This window comes from Streptomyces sp. NPDC002623 (assembly GCF_053592635.1).
The window spans coordinates 496,767-514,878 of record NZ_JBSFWB010000004.1; the positions used below are offsets into that span (position 1 = coordinate 496,767).

10 protein-coding genes are annotated in these 18,112 nt (G+C 72.8%); 6 read left to right on the top strand and 4 right to left on the bottom strand.

The annotated features are described in order from the left end of the window. Positions 1 to 70: 70 nt before the first annotated feature. The gene (locus tag ACWD4O_RS10450) at positions 71 to 1,495 is read right to left on the bottom strand and encodes an MFS transporter (RefSeq protein ID WP_358802091.1); all 1,425 of its coding nucleotides are present in this window, start codon (positions 1,493 to 1,495) and stop codon (positions 71 to 73) included. A 705-nt stretch (positions 1,496 to 2,200) separates the two neighbouring features. Between ACWD4O_RS10450 and ACWD4O_RS10455 the strand changes: the two genes are divergently transcribed. Continuing rightward, the gene (locus ACWD4O_RS10455) at positions 2,201 to 4,348 is read left to right on the top strand and encodes an asparagine synthase-related protein (RefSeq protein ID WP_451279313.1); all 2,148 of its coding nucleotides are present in this window, start codon (positions 2,201 to 2,203) and stop codon (positions 4,346 to 4,348) included. 187 nt (positions 4,349 to 4,535) lie between these two features. Beyond that, positions 4,536 to 7,967, top strand: coding sequence for an ATP-binding protein (locus ACWD4O_RS10460; RefSeq protein WP_451279315.1), 3,432 nt, complete (start codon positions 4,536 to 4,538; stop codon positions 7,965 to 7,967). Here the strand turns inward: ACWD4O_RS10460 and ACWD4O_RS10465 are convergent. Next, positions 7,954 to 9,894: a sigma-70 family RNA polymerase sigma factor gene (locus ACWD4O_RS10465; RefSeq protein WP_451279317.1), complete on the bottom strand. Its 1,941-nt coding sequence runs from the start codon at positions 9,892 to 9,894 to the stop codon at positions 7,954 to 7,956. The two genes, ACWD4O_RS10460 and ACWD4O_RS10465, sit on opposite strands and share 14 nt — an antisense overlap. A gap of 286 nt (positions 9,895 to 10,180) precedes the next feature. Then, positions 10,181 to 10,954 (bottom strand): TetR/AcrR family transcriptional regulator, encoded by a 774-nt coding sequence (locus tag ACWD4O_RS10470; RefSeq protein ID WP_451279319.1) that lies wholly within the window; start codon positions 10,952 to 10,954, stop codon positions 10,181 to 10,183. A 386-nt stretch (positions 10,955 to 11,340) separates the two neighbouring features. Here ACWD4O_RS10470 and ACWD4O_RS10475 point away from each other — a divergent pair, with 386 nt between their 5' ends. The 3 genes from ACWD4O_RS10475 to ACWD4O_RS10485 all read left to right on the top strand — a co-directional run bounded on the left by ACWD4O_RS10475 (position 11,341) and on the right by ACWD4O_RS10485 (position 15,541). Continuing rightward, entirely contained in the window at positions 11,341 to 12,717 is a 1,377-nt protein-coding gene (locus ACWD4O_RS10475; protein ID WP_451279321.1) for an NAD(P)/FAD-dependent oxidoreductase, read from the top strand. A 317-nt stretch (positions 12,718 to 13,034) separates the two neighbouring features. Next, complete coding sequence (locus ACWD4O_RS10480) at positions 13,035 to 14,711, top strand: ATP-binding SpoIIE family protein phosphatase (RefSeq protein ID WP_451279323.1); 1,677 nt, start codon at positions 13,035 to 13,037, stop codon at positions 14,709 to 14,711. 32 nt (positions 14,712 to 14,743) lie between these two features. Further along, positions 14,744 to 15,541 carry a class I SAM-dependent methyltransferase gene (locus ACWD4O_RS10485; protein ID WP_451279325.1) on the top strand — a complete coding sequence of 266 codons (798 nt, stop codon included), beginning with the start codon at positions 14,744 to 14,746 and terminating at the stop codon, positions 15,539 to 15,541. A gap of 66 nt (positions 15,542 to 15,607) precedes the next feature. Here ACWD4O_RS10485 and ACWD4O_RS10490 read toward each other — a convergent pair whose 3' ends face one another. Then, a complete protein-coding gene (locus ACWD4O_RS10490) occupies positions 15,608 to 16,891 on the bottom strand; it encodes an MFS transporter (RefSeq protein WP_451279359.1) in 1,284 nt (427 codons plus the stop codon). Positions 16,892 to 17,048: 157 nt separating this feature from the next. On the opposite strand from ACWD4O_RS10490, the gene ACWD4O_RS10495 reads away from it, so the two are divergent. Then, entirely contained in the window at positions 17,049 to 17,615 is a 567-nt protein-coding gene (locus ACWD4O_RS10495; protein ID WP_451279327.1) for a MarR family winged helix-turn-helix transcriptional regulator, read from the top strand. Positions 17,616 to 18,112 lie beyond the last annotated feature (497 nt).

The window sequence follows — 18,112 nt, forward strand, 5'->3', positions numbered from 1 at the left end:
GGGCAGACCGAAACGGCCGACCGAACGGCCGTACCGGTACCCGCACCGGTACCTGTACCGAGCGGAGTGACTACGCCGGAGTCATCAGCAGCGGCCGCGCCCGCTCCCGCAGCTCCACCACCCGCGGTTCGTCGCCGTACGGCTCCAGCCGGTGGAGCAGATCCTTGACGTACTCCGTGGTGCGGGCGGAGGAGATGCGCCCGGCGACCTCCACCGCCCGCACCCCCTGCTCGCAGGCCGCGTCGAGGTTCCCCGACTCCAGTTCGGCGACCGCGGAGACGACGAGCCGCAGCCCGTGCGACCGCACGAACTCCTCCGTCGGCTGCGACAGCGCCTGCTCGGTGAACCTCCGCACCTGACGTGGCGCCTTCAGATCCCGGTAGCACTCGGCGGCGTCCGCGGCGAAGCGGTCGTAGGAGTAGAAACCGAGCCAGGACGGGTCGTGATCGCCGTCACGGGACCGCTCCAGCCATCCCTCGGCGGCCTTCAGCGCCGCTCCGGCGGCATGCGCGTCCCCCGCGCGGGCATGCGCACGTGCCTCGACGAGCCGGAAGAAGCTCATGGTGCGGGCGGTGGCCAGCCCTCGGTTGCGTTCCAGGGCGGCCTGCGCGAGATCGACGCCCTCGTCGCCGAACCCGCGGTATGTCGCCTGCAGGGACATGGAGGCCAGGACGTAGCCCCCGAGAGGGACGTCCGCCGCGGCACGCGCGAGCCGCAGCGCCTGGATGTAGTACCGCTGCGCGGCCTCCTGCTGACCGGTGTCGAAGGCCATCCAGCCCGCCAGCCGGGTCAGTTCGGCGCTCGCCCCGAACAGGGCGCGCCCCACTTCGTCCGAGTACGAGCCGAGCAGCAGCGGCGCCGCCTCGACCCGCAGGCACTCCGGGACCATGGAGGAACGCCAGTCGCCGCCTCCGTACTTGGAGTCCCAGCGCCTGGCGTCCTCGGCGGCCTCCCGCAGCTTCTGCACATCGCTGTGGCCGACTTTGAGCGGTGCGCCGGACCCCTCCAGGAGGTGGATGTCGCGCGCCACCGAACTGTCGGCCGGGGTTATCAGCCACCGTGAGGCGGGCGTTGCGTACGCGCTTACTGCGAACGATCCGGCCAGCGACTGCCAGATGCCCCCCGAGCCGGCCCGGCGGCCCGCGAGATCGAGGCGATAGAGGTCGGTGGCCGAGCGGACGGCCTGGCCGACGTCTCTGGGGAAGGCGAGGCCCACTTCGGGCGCGGGATCCGCGTCCGCCAGGCCGATCTCATGGAGCGGCACCGGGCGGCCGAGCTTCTGCCCGATGGCGGCCGCGATGAGGTGCGGCGCGGCGCCCTGCGGCACCATGCCCTTCGACACCCAGCGCGCCACGGACGTCTTGTCGTAGCGAAGAGTCAACCCGCGTTGAGCGCCAAGATCGTTGACGCGTCGCGCGAGTCCTGCGTTGCTGATTCCCGCGAGGGCGAGAACGGCGCCGAGTTTTTCGTTCGGCCCGCGTTGCTCCCTGGACATTGCGCCACCCCTCGACACAGACGGCTGCCGCGCTGGCATAACCATGCGGCATTCGTAAACCCAGCGTAGTTCGCCGCATCCCAAGCGTTAAGGGGCATTCTTCCGGTTGGCGGGATTGTGGTCCGTACGAAAGTGTCGGCTCAGGTACGGACCGTTGCGGTGTGCTCCCGCTGTGTGGCCGTGCGCCCGGCCGTGCGCTCTTCTCCGGCCACCGCGGGAGCGGTTCCATGGGCCGTGCGTGGGTCGGCCCGCTGTACTGGATCCAGTGGGCTGGGGGACACCGCCGCCTTCATCCCCGCGGGCGGCGGAACGGTCCGGGGGGCGAACTCCGTCTCCCGGACCGGCGCGCGCCTTCGAGGCACGCGCGTGTGTACGGAGCGTGTGCGGAGCCTGCTCGGCGCGTTTCCAACACCGGACGTACGCCGGGGATTTGGCCGAAAAGCGACCCTGTGTTCCATGAGTGACAACGCCTCCCACCATGGAAATCGAGGGCGCGCAGGGCGTCCTGGGGGAGCGTACCGGGGGCGCATTCAGGTCGCGGACACCGGGGTGCGCACCGCCGTCCCGGGCGGCGCCGACTCGTTCACACGGGCGCACTCTCCGGATCACAAGCGGCGCAGCCTCCTTCTGCAGCGCGTTCTTCGTGGCAGCATGGTGAACCGTTCGTACGGTGCACTCGGTTGTCCACAGCCTGTGGAGGCGTCGATGCGGTGGTTGGTGGGTTGGAGCAGCACCGCCGCGGGCGCGTTGGGCGGGTCCGTCGGCTACGACGGTCGGCACGACAGCGGCGCGGCGTACGGGGGCCAGGAGGGCCGAGAGGCCCAGGGAGGCCAAGTCGGCTACGAGGGCGAGACCTTGCAGCCGGTCGGCTCCCAACTCCTGTGGGGAGACCCCGATCCGCTGTGGGCGGTCGGCGACTGGCGTCCCGACGAGGTGCGGGTGGTGAAGGTCGACGCCCAGACCCGGATCGCGGTCCTCGGCACGTGCGGGGCGACCGACGAACAGCTGCGTGTCGGACTGTTCGCCGCGCGCGGAGGGGCACTTCGGCACCTGACGGCCTGGCCGGGCAGCTACACGGCGATCGCCCAGGTCGGCCGGCGCATCACCGTCTGCGGCGATCTGGCGGGCGCGCGCCCGGTGTTCCACACCCCCTGGGCGGGCGGCACGGCGTACGCGACGGCCGCGCTGCCGCTGGCCGACCTCGTCGAGGCCAACCTCGACTTCGGCCACCTGGCGGCCCTGCTCGCCGCCCCCGACGTGCCGGCCGCGCTGCACGACTCCACCCCGTACGACGGCGTGCGTCGCATTCCGCCGGGGCATGCGCTGATCCTTCGCGCCGGGGCGCGCGAGGTCGCCGGGTACGAGCCGGTCGCCTCGCTCGCCGTGGCGGCGCCCCCGGCCGACCCGGACAGCGCGGTCGACGCCGTGCGCGACGCGCTCATCGAGGCGGTACGCGCGCGTCTGTCCGCGCCCCGGCACGTCCCCGACATCGACCCCGGCCCGGTGCCCGGCATGGGACCCGCCGAACGGCGCGCCGCGCGCGGGATGCCCGTTCCCGGCATCGGCGCCGACCTGTCCGGCGGCCCGGCCTCCGGCACGCTGGCGCTTCTCGCGGCGGGCCTGCCCGGCATGCCGGGCACCCTGCTCGGCCACGGCACGGGCGCGGGGGAGCGGCTGGTGGCCGTCACCTTCAACGACCTGGCCGTCGGGGGCCGCGAGGCCGAACTGGAACGGGCCGGCGCCCTCGCGGCCAACCCGCGCCTGCACCACGTCGTCGTGGCCGGCGGCGAGGAGACGCTGCCGTACGCCGACCTGGACGGCCCGCTGACCGACGAACCCGGCCCCAGCCTGGTCCTGGCCGCCCGCCACCGCGCGCGTCTCGCAGCGGGCAGCGCGGACCACTTCACGGGTTACGGCGCCCGCCAGGTCCTGGACGCCCACCCGGCCCGCCTGGCGGACCTGCTGATGGACCGCAAGCGCCGCCACCTCGTGCGCCCGGTGGCCGCGCTCACCAAGGCGGACGGCTCCGTGCTCGTCCCCGCGCGCGTGTACGGCGCCGCCCGCCGGCTGGCCCGTACGCCGTACCGCGCGGGTGTGGAGGGTCTCGCCGAAAGACTCCTGCACCGCAGCTTCAGTTTCGACGACCCCTCAGGCGCCGTAGGGGCCTCCCTCGCGGCCCTGACCTGGGGCGGAGCGGGCCCGGCCGCGCGCTGGCTCACGGGGGAGGCGCTGGCTGAAGTATCGGTTCGCCTACAAGGGGCCACGCATCGCACCGGCGTGGGACCGGGCCAGCGTCCGGGCGACTATCGCGCGCGTGCGGCCCTCACCCGGCACGCCATGGACCTGCGCGTCCTGGAACAGGCCGTCGAGATCCGCTCCCAGCGACTGCACGCCCCGTTCCTCGACAACCAGGTCGTCCGCGCGTGCCGTGCGCTCCCCGAGACCCTTCGTGTGCAACCGGGGGCGCGTGCGGCGATCCTGCGCACCGTCCTCAAGGGCGCCGGCGTCACCGACCTCCCGCACGGCTGGGGCGCCCCCTCCCAGGCGTCCGCCGACGCGGCCGCCCGGGCCGGCCTCCGCATGGCAATGGACCCGCTGCTCACCCTCTTCGAAGCACCGCTCCTCGCGGAGGCGGGCCTGATCGAGGCGAGAGTCGTCCGCAAGGCCCTCAGAGCCGCAGCGGCAGGCGAACCCCTCCCCCTGGACGGCCTCGCCGACCTGATCTCCCTGGAACTCTGGCTCCGCCGCCTCCTCTCCCGCAGAGGCACCTGCTGGACAGGCACCCCGGCCCGCGCCCGCGCGGTACCGGCAGGCATCGCCCCACAGAGACGGGCGGTCTCCTCCGGAGGGTGAGGGCGGGGTCGGCAACGGCCATGCCCGGCCCCCGCATCGCCTGCTGCCGCGAGGCGGTCGGTCCTGCCCCGCCCACGTGCCCGCCTCCGCCGCCCCTGCCCGGCTCACGCCTGCCTCCGCCGCCCCTGCCCGGCAACCCGACGGCAAACCTGATGCCCCGCGTCCGTGCCCCGGCGACAATGACCGGGTGCGGTACAGAATCCTGGGCGTCACCCAGACAGCGGACGACCAGGGCATCGCCGTATCCCTCCCCGGCGCCCGGCTCCGCGCCCTGCTCACCGCTCTGGCCCTGCGCCCGGGCCGGCTCACCGCCCCGGGAGCCCTCATCGACGAGGTCTGGGCCGCCGACCCGCCCCAGGACGCCCCCGCCGCCCTCCAAGCGTTGATCGGCCGTCTCCGCCGTGTCGTCGGCAAGGACGCCGTCGTCTCCGCCCCGGGCGGCTACCGGCTCGCCGCGACCGAGGACGACGTCGACCTGTTCGTCTTCGAGCGGCTCGTACGCCAGGGCACCGAGGCCCTGCGGCAAGGCGACCCGGCCACTGCCGCGCGCACCCTCGACGACGCCCTCGCGCTCTGGCGCGGCCCGGCCCTCGCCGACCTCCCCGACCGCACCCCGGCCGCCCGCCCCGAGGCCCTCCACCTGGAGGCGGCCCGCGCCCGCGCCGAGGCGGACCTCCTCCTCGGCCGCGCCCGCGAAGTCCTGCCGCGCCTGACGGAACTGGCCGCCACGCACCCCTACGACGAACCGCTGCACGCCCTCCTCATCCGCGCCCTGCGCGACACCGGCCGTGACGCCGACGCCCTCGCCGCGTACGAGACCGCCCGCCGCACCCTCGCCGACGGCCTCGGCGCCGACCCGGGCCCGGACCTGCGCGCCCTCCACGCCGAGCTGCTGAACCGCCCCGAGAGCCGCCCCCGGACGACCTCCCTCACCGGTCTCCCCCCGCTCCGACTCCCCCGACGGACCGGCAACATCCGTCCGCGTCTTACCTCTTTCGTGGGCCGGGAACCCGAGCTCGACGCCATCCGTTCCGAATTGCACAGGGCCCGTCTGGTCACGCTCACCGGACCGGGCGGCTCTGGAAAGACCCGTCTCGCCGAGGAAGCCGCCGCCGGGCTCCCGCAGGCGTGGCTGGTCGAGCTGGCGCCGCTCGACCGGCCGGAGGCGGTGCCCGGCGCGGTGGTCAGTGCCCTCGGTCTGCGCGAGACCGCATTGATGACCACCGAGCCGGCGACCCCGCGGGACGACCCGGTCGCCCTGCTCGTCGAGTACTGCGCCCCGCGCAGCCAACTCCTGATCCTTGACAACTGCGAACATGTCATCGGCGCGGCCGCCGCCCTCGCCGAGACGCTCCTCACCCGCTGCCCGGAGCTCACGATCCTCGCCACCAGCCGTGAACCCCTGGGCGTGCCCGGCGAGTCGGTCCGCCCGGTCGAACCCCTCCTCCCCGACCAGGCGCGCCGCCTCTTCACCGAGCGCGCGACCGCCGTCCGCCCCGACGCGGCCGTCCTCCTGCGGGACGAGGCGGCGATCGCGGAGATCTGCCGACGGCTGGACGGGCTGCCGCTCGCCATCGAACTCGCCGCCGCCCGGCTCCGGCTGCTCACCCCACGCCAGATTGCCGACCGCCTCGACGACCGCTTCCGCCTCCTCACCTCGGGCAGCCGTACGGTCCTGCCCCGCCAGCAGACCCTGCGAGCCGTCGTCGACTGGTCCTGGGACCTGCTCGACGAACCGGAGCGCACCCTGCTGCGCGAGCTGTCCGTGTTCGCGGGCGGCTGGGACCTGGAAGCCGCGGAGGCCGTGTGCTCCGGCCCGGTCGCCGACCTGGTCGGAGCGCTCGTCGACAAGTCCCTCGTCGTGGCCGCCCCCTGCCGGCGGCACGGCGGCGACGACATGCGCTACCGCATGCTGGAGACGATCCACGAGTACGCCACCGAGCGCGCCGCCGAACTCCCGCACCACCGCGCGGCGGCCGAACGGCGACACCGGGCGTGGGTGCGCGCGCTCGTCGAGCGGGCCGACCCACTGCTGCGCTCCGCCGAGCAACTCCCCTGGATCTCCCGCCTGGAGACCGAGCTGGACAACATCCGCGTGGGCCTGCGGCGTGCGCTCATGGCGGGCGCGGAGGAGGAGGCCGCCGCCCTCTGCCTGGCCATGGGCTGGTTCTGGTGGCTCCGCAACTACCGCATCGAGGGCGCCGAGTGGACCGACCGCAGCCTGCGCCTGGGCGCGGTCCTGGACACACTCCAGCCCACGCGCGGGGGCGACGCCGTCGTCCCCGACCTTCCCGTCCCCGACCTTTCTGTCCCCGCCGACCTCGCCGCCCGCATGGCCGCCGTGGACCCGGTCGACGCCTTCCTCGACGAGCCCACCACGACGGCCGACGACGCCCGCCCCGAGCAGGGCCACCGGCGCCCGAGCGATCACCGGCACCCGCACCGCATGAACCTGCGGATGCAGCACCTGTTCCTGTTGTCCGAGGGGCCGAAGGACGTGGCGGAGAGCCCGCGCCGCCGGGAGTACCTCGCCCGCCTGCGCGCCGCCTACGAGCCGGGCGGCCCGCAGTCGGCGCGGATGCCCGGCATGCTCTGGCCGCTGACGTCCTTCCAACTGCGGGACAGGGTGGACGCCCGGGGCGTCCTGGACGCGGCCGTCGCCAACTGCCGTGCCCACGGCGGCGACTGGGAGCTCGGCTGCACCCTGATGTTCCGCACGCACATGGTCGTCGACTCGCCCGGCGGACTGCACGGGGTGGACGACGACCTGGCGGAGCTGCGGCTGCTCAGCCTGCGCGTCGGCGACCGCTGGATGCGGGCCCAGGTGTGCGGCGCTGCGGGCGAGGCGGCGATGGCGCGCGGCCGCTTCGCGGAGGCGGAGCAGGAGTACCGCGAGGCGCTGCGGCTCGCCCATGAGGTCGGGGCGTACACCGAAGCGCCGTTCCTCATCGCCCGGCTCGGGGAGATCGCCTTCCGGTCGGGTCATGTCGAGGGCGCCATGGAGGCGCTGGACGAGGCGAGCAGCGCCGCCGACCGCCACGGCCTGCCGGACGTCCGGGCGTTCGTCCTGCTGATGCGGGGCTACATCGCGCTGCAGCAGGGCGATGTCGCGCACGCGCGTGTGCTGGTCGAAGAGACCCGCGCGGCGATCGGGGAGGGCACACCGCCGCCCCAGTTCACGGCGGCGCTGGGCATGCTCGACGGCGACCTCACAGCCGTCGAGTCCGGGCCGGAGCACGGACTGCCGGTGCTCGCCGACACGCTGCGGCAAGCGGTGGCCGACCAGTGCGCGGAGGCGATCACGGCGTCGATCGTGGACACCGCGGCGGACCTGCTGGCCCGGCTCGGCGACTTCCCGTGCGCGGCCCGTCTCCTCGCGGCGGCCGACGGACTGCGCGGCCCCTATCCGCGTCCCGCACCGGAGCACACCCGGGCCGAGCGGACCGAGGCCGCGGCCCGCGAGGCCCTGGGCGCCGAGCGCTACGCGGCCGAGCGCGCCCTGGGCAAGCCCCTGACCGCGACCGACGCCCTGCACGAGCTCATGGAGGCCATGCGCCGCCACCCCTCGACGGCCGAGCAGCCGCACGCTCCCCGGCACTCAGCCCCTAGGAGCAGGTGAACCTGGACTCCGCCCAGTCCGCGAGCGCCACCGAGTCCAGGTGACTGTGCGGCTCGACCACCAGACGCACGCTCGTGCGACCGCTGAGGTTCACATGCACGGGCACGGCCGGGTCGCCGCCCTTGATCACCCCGGACGACCAGAGCCGGTTGTCGTCGGCGTAGACGGAGAAGGAGACCTTGCCGAGCTTCATCGTCAGGTCGTCGACGCCGACGAACGCGTCGTAGGAGGTGCACTTCCGGTTGAGGTCGACGGTGACGGAGGAGTGGCCGTGCACGGTCACCCCGGGCGCGTACTGCCGGTCCGCGATGGACAGCGCGTTGCGCTGCCACACCCAACTGCTGTCGCGGAGCCGGATCTCGGGCTCGGTGCCGTCGCCGTGGACGTCGAAGGCGAGCTCGCTCAGCTGGTAGACGACCGGGGCGGGCGGAGGCGTCGGAGTCGGAGTGGGCGTAGGGCTGGGCCTCGGAGCCGGAGCGGGCGTCGGGGTGGGCGTGGGTGTCGGTGTCGGGGTCGGTGTGGGCGTCGACCTGGGCGTGGGGGTCGGCGTCGGGGCCGCTACCGGGACGATCGCGGGCGGCTCCGGCTCAGGTTCCTCAGCCGGCGCAGGCGTCGGGGTGGGCGTGGGTGTGGGTGTCGGCTCCTCGGGCCGAGCGACCGGCGCCGGTGCGGAGGCGGGCGTTCTGGCCTCGGGCTGCTCGGCCGGGCTGTCGTTGCCGACGAGCGCGAGGGCCACCACGGCGGCCGCCACCGACACCACACCTGCCGCGATACCGGCCTTCACGGGCGCGCCCAGCCCCTCGGAGGCCGCCGCCCCGCCTCCGGAGCCCGCCCCGCCGGAGGAACCGCTCGCCGCGGTGGCCGCCCCCGCAGCACCTGCGGCCCCCGCTCCGGCGCCCCCGGCGATGAGCGCGAGCGCCTTGGCGTACCCGGCGGCGCCGAACCAGCCGATGACCGCGATCGGTACGACGGCCGGGATGCTACTGGCGACCTCCTCGATCTGCAGGGCGGCCAGCCGGCACTTGGCACACTCCTCCAGGTGCTTGCGCAGCCCCCGTTCCGCGCGGGTGCGCAGCCGGCGACGGGCGTAGGTGCCGAGCTGGTCGGCGTAGCGGGCGCACTCCTCGTCGCTGGTGAGGGTGGCGCTGACATGGGCCTGGAGGTAGGCCTGCTTGAGGCCCTCGCGGGCCCGGCTGGCGAGCACGCGCGTGCCGTTGGCGTCGAGGCCGAACAGTATGGCGACCTCGCTCGGCGACTCGTCCTCGACCTCCGTGTGCCACAGCACCGCCTGCCAGCGCTCGGGCAGCGAGCGGAAGGCCTGCATGGCCATGGACTGCTCGGCCTCGTGCATGGCGCGCACATCCGCGCCCAGGTCCAGCGTGTCGTCGTCGGACACCTCCGCGGGGCGGGCGGACTGCGCCGAGAACACCGCGAAGTCGTCGACGAGCTGCTCCCGCTTCGCCGACCGTGTCCAGCCCGCGGCCACCCGTCGCACGGAGGTGAGGAGATAAGCGCGGACGGCGTACTCGGGTCCAGAGCCCCCGCGCACCGCCTGGAGCATGCGGGCGAAGACCTCGGCGGTGAGGTCGTCGGCGGTGTGGGCGTCCCGGCAGCAGGTGCGGGCGTAGCGGCGCACGGCGTCGGCATGACGCCGGTACAGCTCCTCGTACGCCGTGTCGTCGCCCGAGCGCATCCGGCCGATCAGATCGGTGTCGGCGGGCGGCACGTCCCGCGGCGGCGGCAGGATCCCGTCCGCACGCCACTCGCGCTGCGCCGGAACGGTGCCCTCCGACGGATCGGCCCGAGGACCCTCCCGACCGCTCACGCGTCTGCCCTGGTTCGGCACCTGTGGCGAGGTCGGGCCGTCGGCCTTCGCGTCACCGTCACCGGGTGAACCGACTGACTCGTCCTGACCGTCAACGCTCATCGCGGAAAGCCCCCGCCGCCTGCCCAACAACCAGTCCCGACCACCGGGTCAGAGTGCCATATTGGCTTTTGGTCAGTACCCCGTCGGACGGGCCGTCCACTCGTCCGTGGGGACTTGTCGCAGTCCAGTACTAAGGTTCACCCATACGGGGAAGGTTCAACTGTCCTTCTGTGGGCAGGAGTTGAGCCGAGCGCTCGAAATATCCCGAATGTCCGACCCCTGTCCGGTGCGGTGGACGGGAGGTGGGGGCGGCGCGGCACCCCCACCCACAGTCACCCTTTCGAGCTCACGAGGACCGGGACCGCAGGCCCTCCAGCAGGATGTCCAGCAGTCGAGCCGAGGCCGCCGCCTGCTGGGCCGGGTCCGGCAGCGAGGGCGCCGCCGTCGCGATGACCAGCAGCACATCCGACACCGACACGTCGACGCGCAGTTCGCCCGCCTCCCGCGCCCGCTCCACGAGCCGGCCCACGACCTCGAGGAGCGCCGCGGCACCGGTGTCGTCGACAGCGGCCGTCGTGCCGTCCTCCGGGACGAGCCGCAGTTCGCCGCCGCCCGGCTGGGTCCGCTGCTGCGGCACCCGCGCCTCTTCGGTCGACCCGCCCTCGGTGCCGTCCTCCGCGACCCCGACGCGCAGCACCTGCGGCGGCAGCAGCCGCCCGGCGCCGGACGCCACGGACGTCCGCAGGAAGCGCGACAGCGCCGACCACGGTTCGTCCTCCTGGCCGAGCGCCGTCCGGGCCTGGTCGGTCAGCCGAGAGGTCTCCTCCTCGGCTATGCGCCGCACCAGGACGTCCTTGCTCGGGAAACGCCGGTACACCGTGCCGACCCCGACCCGCGCGCGCCGCGCCACGTCCTCCATCGGCGCGCCGTACCCCAGCTCGCCGAACACCTCCCGCGCGGCCCGCAGTACGTGTTCCAGATTGCGCTGTGCGTCCACGCGGAGCGGCGCTGTGCGCGCGCCCTCTCCGCGTCCGTTGCCCATTGCCGTGCCGACCGCACCGACCGCGCCGCCGGTTGCGAGCGTCGGCGCGGACGACCAATGCGAGTTCTGAATGTGCATGAATGATCCCCCGGTAATGACGTCTCCCCCCGGAGACTTTCCCCGCCATAGAAATCCGGGGCGTGGAACACAGGGGACGGCGGCCTCCTCGGGCCCGCCCGTCGCAGACCCGCAGAGCGCTTCCCCCTGACACCCCGTCGACATACGAACATAGTTGAGAGGCAGTCAATTCAGAAGGGGCAGGTTCCGCACGGAGCGCCCCCCGATCGGAGTACGGGCCGTATACGTCCCGATTGAGCCCCATCCCCCACCCCGGTGCACACCCGCTGACCTGCGCTCCTGATCCGTACTCGGGTGTTTCGGCCAACCCGGGGCGGGGCCGACTCGCGGTCACACAAATTGTCGAGGCTGTGGACAAACTCCGGCGGCCGGTGCGTCATGGGGGAGTGAAGGAACGTGCGCGCATTCTCGTTGTCGGCGGTGGCTACGTCGGGATGTACACGGCCCTGCGGCTCCAGCGGAAGCTGCAACAGGAACTCGGCCGGGGCGAGGCCGAGATCACGGTCGTCACACCCGACCCGTACATGACCTACCAGCCCTTCCTGCCCGAGGCGGCCGCGGGGTCCATCTCCCCCCGGCACGTCGTCGTGCCCCTGCGCCGCGTCCTGCCGCACTGCCGGGTCGTGGTCGGCGAGGTCACCGCCGTCGACCACGCCAAGCGCACCGCCACCCTCACCACCCTCGCCACCGACGAAGAGGGCACCGGCCCCCAGCAGCTGGCGTACGACGAACTCGTCCTCGCGCCTGGCTCCGTCTCCCGCACGCTCCCCGTCCCGGGCCTGGCCGACCACGCCATCGGCTTCAAGACCGTCGAGGAGGCCATCGGGCTGCGCAACCACGTCATCGAGCAGATGGACATCGCCTCCTCCACCCGCGACCCCGCCATCCGCGACGCGGCCCTCACCTTCGTCTTCGTCGGCGGCGGCTACGCGGGCGTGGAGGCACTCGGCGAACTGGAGGACATGGCGCGCTACACCACGCGCTACTACCACAACGTCAAGCCCGAGGACATGAAGTGGATCCTGGTCGAGGCCTCCGACCGGATCCTGCCGGAGGTCGGCGCCGACATGGGCCGCTACACGGTCAGCGAACTGCGCCGCCGCAACATCGACGTCCGGCTGAACACCCGCCTGGAGTCCTGCGCCGACCGCATCGCCGTCCTCAGCGACGGCGCCCGCTTCCCGACCCGCACCGTCGTGTGGACCGCCGGCGTCAAACCCCACCCGCTGCTCGCCGCCACCGACCTCCCGCTCAACGAACGAGGTCGGCTGAAATGCACCCCCGAGCTGACCGTCGACGGCGTCACGCACGCGTGGGCGGCCGGAGACGCCGCCGCGGTCCCCGACGTGACGGCCGACGAGCCCGGCACGGAGACCGCCCCCAACGCCCAGCACGCCGTCCGCCAGGCCAAGGTCCTCGCCGACAACATCACGCGCTCCCTGCACGGCGAACCCCTCCAGACGTACTCCCACAAATACGTCGGCTCGGTCGCCTCGCTAGGCCTCCACAAAGGCGTCGCCTTCGTCTACGGACGCAAGCTCAAGGGCTACCCGGCCTGGTTCATGCACCGCGCGTACCACCTCAGCCGCGTGCCCACCTTCAACCGCAAGGCACGCGTGCTCGCCGAATGGACCCTCTCCGGCCTCTTCAAACGGGAGATCGTCTCCCTGGGATCACTCGAACATCCCCGCGCGGAGTTCGAACTCGCTGCCGGTGGAAAGCCTTCTGAGGAGTCTTCCGACGACCCGAAGGGGTCGTCCTGACGGATCCAGGAACTCCACCGGCCGCCCCCACGTATGACGAATGTCGGCCCGGACGGCGGCCACACTGCCAGACTGCTCCCTGCTCATAACCCCTCCCGAGCCCTCCCCGAGCCCTCCCCGAGCCCTCTCCGAGCCACCTTTTCGAGTCCCTCCCGAGCCCCACCCGGCGGGCCACCGCCCGCCCCACGACCCACGAGGCTGTTTCCCCGTGCTCCACACCCCGGGTGCTGTAACAATGTGCGGCCACCGCCGCGCGGCCCCCGGAGCCCAGGCCGGGCCCGGAGTCGGCCGACGACGACTACACGAGGCAAGGATTCGTGAACTTCACGCGCTGGAGCGCCCGGCTCCCCGGAACGCAGCGCCGCGCCGCCGCGCGAGCCGAGCACCCGGTCACCACCACGGACCGGCGGAGCGAGGGCTCGGTCCCCGCGGCCCGCGCCGAACAACTCACCGACGAGCCGCCCCCGGTGCCCGCGGTCGACGAACTCCCGGTCCGTGAGGTCCTCGACCGCGTCCCGGCCCTCGTCGCCCTCGTCCACGGCCCCGACCACCGCCTCGCCTACGTCAACGACGCCTACGCGGCGGCCTTCGGCGTACGCCCCTGCGGCGAACCGGCCGCCGAAGCCCTCCCCGAACTCCGCGACCTCGGGCTTCTGCCCCTCCTCGACCAGGCCCTGCGCAGCGGTAAGCCCCGCACCCTGAAGTCCCGCAAGGCACCCGACGGCCGCTCCTACACGTTCACCTGCACCCCGGCCGCCGAGGACAACGGCAAGGGCACCGTCCTGATCTTCGCCACCGACGTCACCGACCACGCCGAAGCCGCCGAACGCCTCAGAACCAGCGAACGCCGCCAACGCGAGACGGCCGTCACCCTCCAGCGCTCCCTCCTCCCCCAGGAGCTCGAAGAGCCCGACGACCTGCGCATCGCCGCCACCTACCAGCCCGGCGGCACCGAGGCCGCGGTCGGCGGCGACTGGTACGACGTCATCACCCTCGGCGGCGGCCGCACCGCCCTCGTCATCGGCGACGTCATGGGCCGAGGCGTGCGCGCGGCAGCCGTCATGGGCCAGCTCCGCACCGCGGTCCGCGCGTACGCCCGCCTCGACCTGCCCCCGCACGAGGTCCTCCAGCTCCTCGACGGCCTCGCCATGGAGATCGACGCCAACCAGATCGCCACCTGCGTGTACGCCATCCACGACCCGAACGAGGGCCGGCTGGTGTACGCCTCCGCAGGCCACCTGCCCATCCTGGTCCGCGACGAGAACGGCACCGTCCTGCGCGCGGCCGAGCCCACCGGCCCGCCCCTGGGCACCGGCGGCTGGATGCACGCCTCCGGCTCGATCCCCCTGGGCCCCGGCTCGACGGCAGTCCTCTACACGGACGGCCTGGTGGAACGCAGGGACGAAGACCTGGACGAAGGCATCGCCTCCCTGGAGCGCGCCCTGGCCGGCGCGACCGGCACCCCCCAGGTCGTCTGCGACCGCCTGGTCCGCTCGGCCGGCGTCACCGCCGACCACGACGACGACGTCGCCGTCCTCGTCCTCCAGCACCCGGCCCGCACCGGCCCCGACGGCGAGCTGTTCCGCAACGCGGCCCTGGAGCTCCTCGGCGGGGTCGAAGCGGCCCCACGCGCGCGTGCCTTCGCCTCCGGCGTCCTCACCAGCTGGCGCTTCCCGGCCGACCTGCACGACCTGGGCGTCCTCGCCACCAGCGAACTCGTCGCCAACTCACTCCAGCACGGCACCCCGCCCATGCGGCTGCGCCTGCGCCGCACCGACCGCCGCCTGATCATCGAGGTCACCGACGGCGACGACCACCTCCCGCGCCGCCGCCGCGCGGAACCGGGCGACGAATCGGGCCGCGGCATCGCCATCGTCGCCACGATCGCCTCCAGCTGGGGCAGCAGGCGCACCCCGGGCGGCGGAAAGGCGGTGTGGTGCGAGTTCGTCCTCCCGAAGCCCGACGGAACGAGCTCCCCCGCGCGCGGCACCTAGGCGAACACGCCCCCCGGTGCTAGTAGCTCCCCATGGCAGACGCAACGGGCTTTCATCTCACGGGAAGCGCCCCCCAGCGCTACGAACACTACGTCGCGCCCCTCATGGCGCCCTTCGTCACCGCACTCGTGGACGCCGCGGACCTCTACCCCGGCGCCACCGTCCTCGACCTCGCCTGCGGCACGGGCTTCGCGGCCCGCGCCGCCGCCGCACAGGCGGGCCCCACCGGCCGGGTCGCCGGCGCGGACGTCAACGAGGGCATGCTCAAGATCGCAGTGGCGTGCCACCCGCGCCTCTACCCGGACATCGACTTCACGGCCGCCCCCGCCCACGACCTCCCCTACCCCGACGCGGCCTTCGACGCCGTCCTCTGCCAACAGGGCGCCCAGTTCTTCCCCGACCTCGACGCGGCCCTGACCGAGACGGCCCGCGTCACCCGCCCCGACGGCCGCTTCGCCGCCACGGTCTGGGCCCGCCTGGACGACTCCCCGTACTTCACGGCCCAGTACCGGGCACTGGAGTGGCACGGCACCCCGGAGGCGGCAGCGGGCTACCGGACGGCCTTCATGGCCGCGGACCGCCTGACCGCCGCCCTCGATCGCGCGGGCTTCCGCTCGACCGCCCGCCGCGATCTCACCTTCGCCATCACCCTCCCCCCACTGGAGGACTACGTCACCGGCCACCTCTCCTCGATCCCCTGGGGCCAGACGCTCGTCGAAGCCGGCGGCGAGCCGGCCCTCACCCGCGTCGCCGACACGATCCGCACCCACCTCCCCGACGACACGACGACCTTCCCCTTCACGGCCACCCTGGTGACAGCGGTCCGCTGAACACGCGGAAGGCGGCCGCCGTCCCTTCGGACGACGGCCGCCTTCCACACGGCGAACCCTCGGGCGTCAGGCCTCCGCGCCCACCGGCTCCACAGCGGCCCCACCCCTGGCCACCACCCGCTTCCGCACCAGCCACGGCTGGTCCTGGACGGCGGTCAGCTGCCGTCCCAGCCGCAGCGCGAGGTAGGTGATCCCCAGCGAGAACAGCAGGAACGTCACGATGTACGGCGCGTGCAGCGAGGCCCCCATCGGCCCGCCCACCGCCGGCCCGACCGCCAGCGCAAGTTGCTTCACCAGGGCGAACGCCGAGTTGTACTGCCCCGCCATCCCCTCCGGCGCGAGATCGGCGACCAGCGGCGCGACCGTCGGCGACAGCATCGCCTCGCCCAGTCCGAACAACGCGTAGGTCGACACGAACGCGGCCGTCGCCATCGTCTGACTGCCGTGCCCGAGCCCGGCGTACCCGGCCACGGCCCACGCCACGGCCCAGAGCAGCCCGACGGCCGCGATCACCCGCGACCGCTTCTGCCGCTCGACGAACTTCAGCACTGCGAACTGCGCGATCACGATCACCGCCGTGTTGGCGGCCAGGGCGCTGCCGAGGGCGGACGTCGAGATCCCGGCGGCCTCGACCCCGTAGGCGCTCAGCCCCGCCTCGAACTGCCCGTAGCAGGCGAAGAACAGCACGAAGCCCAGCACGCACAGCTGCACCATGGCCCGATTGCCGAGCAGCTGCTTCCAGCTCCCCCTGGCGGACCGCGGGGCGTCCCCGACCTTCGGAGCGTGCGGCAGCCGCACCGTCGACAGCACCGCGGCCAGCAGCAGGAACATCGCGGCCTCGATGCCGAACAGCAGAGTGAAGGAGGAGACGCGCGTGGTGTCGACCAGATGTCCGCCGATCAGCCCGCCCACACCCAGCCCGAGGTTCTGCAGAAAGAACTGTGTCGCGAACGCCCGCGACCGCGTCTCCGCGGTCGAGCAGTCCACGATCATCGTGGCCAGCGCCGGCTGCATCACGGCCTGCCCGGCCCCGAGCGCGGCCGCGGCGGCCAGTACGGCCGTGGCGTTCCCGGCCAGTCCCAGGCTCAGCGCCCCGAGCGCGGCGGTGACCAGGGCGGCGAGCAGGACCGGCAGTGGGCCGCGGTGCACGATCGCCCGGCCGGCGAACGGCAGCACGATCAGCGCGGCCACCGCGAAGACGGCGAGGACGAGCCCCGCCGTCATGGCCCCCAGCCCGCGTACCTGCGCCACATAGACGTACAGGTAGGGGACGGTGAAGCCGAGCCCGAACGCGCTGAGTGCGTTGCCCACGTGGATCCGGCGCATCGCTGCGCCCATCGCCCTGGTCACGTTCACCTCTCTCATCTCTCAAGCAGTGCGGTTGGCGAGGGTCAGTACTTCTACTGCCTCAGTACTTAGAACCGAAGACTTCAAAGCTAAAGTTCGAAGCTAAACTGTACATCTCGAAGGACTTCGATGCGAACGAGCGACGTGCGATAGTGGCCACATGGGCGACACCCCCGGCAGCGCCGGCACGGGCGTCGGCGGCGAGCCGACCCTCGAAGAGCAGATCGCGGCCTACCAGCGCGAGTTCCGGGACCTCGACCCGCAGATCGAGAAGATCGTCTCGGCGCTGTCCCGCCTCAACCGCCGCATGAACGTCGCGTACGGCCGCCAGACCGCGGACCTCGGCATCAGCAACGCCGAGTGGGAGGTCCTCAAGGCCCTCGTCCTTTCCGGCGCTCCCTATCGCCTGGGCCCCAGCGACCTGGCCAAGCGCCTGGGCCTGACGCCGGCCGCGATGACCCATCGGATCGACCGCATGGTCGCCGAGGGACTGGTGACCCGTGAGCGGGACGAGTCCAACCGGGTCCGGGTGATCGTGGAGCTGACACCCGAGGGCCGCGAGAAGTGGCTGGAGGCGATGCGCATGGCGACGGTCTTCGAGGAGGAGCTCCTCCAGGACCTCTCCGCGGAGGAGCGCACGAGCCTCGGCGAGGTCCTGACCAGGCTTCTGCGCCGGGTGGAGCACGCCCAGCCGGACGCCGGCGGTCGGCTCAGCGACCTCGATTAAAAGATCTTGACAGGGGGTGCTTGACGCCGCCCTGCGAGGTAAGTAAAGTTCTCCGGGTTGCCACGGAGCCGTAACGGTTCTTCGGCAGCACCTCCGTCGCACTGGCGACACCACAAACCATCAGCACGATCTCCCCACGGGGTTGAATTCGGCGTGCCCGAATTCAATTCGATTTGGGGCCGGCAGCTCGATTAGGAGCTGCCGATCGGATCCGCTAAGGTTTGAGACGTCGGAACGGCCCAAGGGCCGCGAGGACAACCCCCTCTGACTGGGAATCAGCGCCGAAAGGATCTGATAGAGTCGGAACCGCCGGAAAGGGAAACCGCGAAACAAAAGCGGGAACCTGGAAAGCACCGAGGAAATCGGATCGGAAAAGGATCTGATAGAGTCGGAAACGCAAGACCGAAGGGAAACTGCCCGGAGGAAAGCCTGAGAGTGTCTCGGGTGAGTACAAAGGAAGCGTCCGTTCCTTGAGAACTCAACAGCGTGCCAAAAAT

What these genes read in the sequence shown, in the direction of transcription:
- ACWD4O_RS10455 (WP_451279313.1), top strand. Translation starts at nt 2,201, where the DNA reads ATGCGGTGGTTGGTGGGTTGGAGCAGCACCGCCGCGGGCGCGTTGGGC.
- ACWD4O_RS10485 (WP_451279325.1), top strand. Translation starts at nt 14,744, where the DNA reads ATGGCAGACGCAACGGGCTTTCATCTCACGGGAAGCGCCCCCCAGCGC.
- ACWD4O_RS10470 (WP_451279319.1), bottom strand. Translation starts at nt 10,954, where the DNA reads ATGCACATTCAGAACTCGCATTGGTCGTCCGCGCCGACGCTCGCAACC.
- ACWD4O_RS10495 (WP_451279327.1), top strand. Translation starts at nt 17,049, where the DNA reads ATGGGCGACACCCCCGGCAGCGCCGGCACGGGCGTCGGCGGCGAGCCG.
- ACWD4O_RS10450 (WP_358802091.1), bottom strand. Translation starts at nt 1,495, where the DNA reads ATGTCCAGGGAGCAACGCGGGCCGAACGAAAAACTCGGCGCCGTTCTC.
- ACWD4O_RS10465 (WP_451279317.1), bottom strand. Translation starts at nt 9,894, where the DNA reads ATGAGCGTTGACGGTCAGGACGAGTCAGTCGGTTCACCCGGTGACGGT.